General features: G+C 67.4%; 2 protein-coding genes and 1 pseudogene. 1 reads left to right on the forward strand and 2 read right to left on the reverse strand.

What is annotated here, in order from left to right:
• The coding region (locus tag VG296_RS11025) for a DUF255 domain-containing protein (RefSeq protein ID WP_325565553.1) at window positions 1-108 on the reverse strand (108 nt) is incomplete at its 3' end.
• Between the two features lie 318 nt (window positions 109-426).
• On the opposite strand from VG296_RS11025, the gene recQ reads away from it, so the two are divergent.
• Window positions 427-2,274, forward strand: coding sequence for a DNA helicase RecQ (recQ, locus tag VG296_RS11030; RefSeq protein WP_325565552.1), 1,848 nt, complete (start codon window positions 427-429; stop codon window positions 2,272-2,274).
• Window positions 2,275-2,341: 67 nt separating this feature from the next.
• Here recQ and VG296_RS11035 read toward each other — a convergent pair.
• Window positions 2,342-2,554: pseudogene (locus VG296_RS11035) on the reverse strand (NUDIX hydrolase); the annotation flags it as partial.

The raw sequence follows: 2,554 nt of genomic DNA on the forward strand, positions 1-2,554 counted from the left end.
CCGCCGCCTGGCCTCGGCGATCGCCTCCTCGCCCCACGGCCACCAGTTCACCGGGTTGTCAGCATGCTGAAGCAAATACGGCGAGGTCGCAGCCGCCAGTCGGTTCACGGCCTCACTCTACCCACTTTCCACCGACATTCCGGATACCCAGAGTGGCGAAAATCGTACAGATCGTACTGACGTGGGTTCAGGTTCGAGCTGCCGCGTTCGGCTTCCGGCAGTCAACTGACCAAGAATCGCCGCTCCACGACAGTCGCATCTGTCGCCCGGCTTCCGGCGTGGCTACGCAGCGTCGGCGACTTGCGTACCAGCCACGATCAGTTCAGTGAGACGCTGGCCTTCGCCGTCGGCCCGTGTCCTGGGCGGACCACGGCCGCCGTTCCTGATCAGCCCCGCCGAACGGCCGATCCCCGTAGACTTCGGCGGGTGAGTTCGACCGAGACCGATCCTGAGGTGACCGACGCGGCGGACGCGGCCGAGGTGCTGCGCCGGGTGTTCGGCTATGACTCGTTCCGGGGTGAGCAGCGGGAGATCATCGACCACGTCATCGGCGGGGGCGACGCGCTCGTCCTGATGCCGACCGGTGGCGGCAAGTCGCTGTGCTACCAGATTCCCGCGCTGGTCCGCGATGGTGTCGGAGTGGTGATCTCGCCGCTCATCGCGCTGATGCAGGACCAGGTGGACGCGTTGACGGCGCTCGGGGTGCGGGCCGGGTTCTTGAATTCGACCCAGGGTTCTGAGGAACGCGGCCGGGTCGAGTCCGCGTTCGCCGCCGGTGAGTTGGACCTGCTCTACCTCGCTCCCGAACGGCTGCGGCTGGAATCGACGCTGCAACTGCTGGACCGCGGCAAGATCTCCCTGTTCGCCATCGACGAGGCGCACTGCGTCGCGCAATGGGGGCACGACTTCCGGCCGGACTATCTCGCGCTGTCCATGCTGCATGAACGCTGGCCGAAGGTGCCGAGGATCGCCCTGACCGCGACCGCCACCGAGGCGACGCACGCGGAGATCGCGGATCGGCTGCAGTTGGGCGACGCCAGCCACTTCGTGTCGAACTTCGACCGGCCGAACATCCAGTACCGGATCGTGCCCAAGAACGAGCCCATGCGGCAGTTGCTCGGCCTGCTTCGCGCCGAGCACGAGGGCGACGCGGGCATCGTGTACTGCCTTTCCCGCGCGTCGACGGAGAAGGCCGCGCAGTTCCTGGTGGACAACGGGATCCCGGCGCTGCCGTACCACGCCGGGCTCGACGCGCGCGTCCGCGCCTCCAACCAGGCCCGGTTCCTCCGCGAGGAGGGCCTCGTCATGGTCGCCACGATCGCGTTCGGCATGGGCATCGACAAGCCGGACGTGCGCTTCGTCGCCCACCTCGACCTGCCGAAGTCCGTCGAGGGCTACTACCAGGAGACCGGCAGAGCGGGGCGGGACGGCCTGCCGTCGACCGCATGGCTCGCGTACGGCCTGCAAGACGTCGTGCAGCAGCGCAAGATGATCGCCGGTTCCGAAGGCGACGATGCCCACCGCCGCCAGCTCACCGCCCATCTCGACGCCATGCTGGCGCTGTGCGAGACGATCGAGTGCCGCCGGATCCGGCTGCTGGCCTACTTCGGCCAGCGGGGTTCGGCCTGCGGCAACTGTGACACCTGTGTGAACCCGCCGGAGTCGTGGGACGGCACCGTGGCCGCGCAGAAACTGCTGTCCACGGTGTTCCGGCTGAAGTCCGAGCGGCGCCAGAGATTCGGCGCCGGACAGTCGATCGACATCCTGCTCGGCAAGAAGACCGCGAAGGTCACCCAGTTCAACCACGACTCGCTGAGCGTGTTCGGCATCGGTACGGAGTTGGCCGACGGCGAATGGCGTGCGGTGGCGCGTCAGTTGCTGGCCCAGGGGCTACTCATCGTGGAGGGCGACTACAGCACGCTCGCCCTCACCGACGCCAGCGCCGCGGTGCTGCGCGGAGAGCGCAAGGTCATGCTGCGCCGTGAACCCGAGAAGGCGGCGCGCGCCCCGAAACGCTCCAAGCAGTCCGCCGCCATCGACGAGCTGCCCGAGCACGCTGTGCCGCTCTTCGAACGGCTACGCGCATGGCGTGGCGCCACGGCGAAGGAACAGTCCGTACCCGCATACGTGGTCTTCCACGACGCGACCCTCCGGCAGATCGCCGCCCAAGCCCCGACCACCCTCGACGCGCTCGGCACGATCAATGGCATCGGCGAGAGCAAGCTCGCGAAATACGGCCAGCAAATTCTGGACACGCTCGCAGCCACACCATGACCACCATGACCGCCGCCGCTCCGCGCCTCTGATCGTTAGCCGCGCAGCCGTGTTACTGACGCATATGTCAGTAACACGGCTTGCCGTGCTCCAGGTACATGGTTTCGCTCTTTGCCTCCGCTTCGATGGCGGCGTGCACCCTGCGGGCCAGACGGGGGATCAGGAGGCTGTCGAGCTCGGTCAGGTGGTGGTAGGCGTAGCGGTCGATCTCGACGCCGTCCACGCGGATCGCGGCGAGCTGCTCTGCGGTGAGTTCACCGCCGTCGAAGACGAAGAGGAT

This window comes from Actinospica sp., assembly GCF_035552695.1.
GTDB lineage: Bacteria > Actinomycetota > Actinomycetes > Streptomycetales > Catenulisporaceae > Actinospica.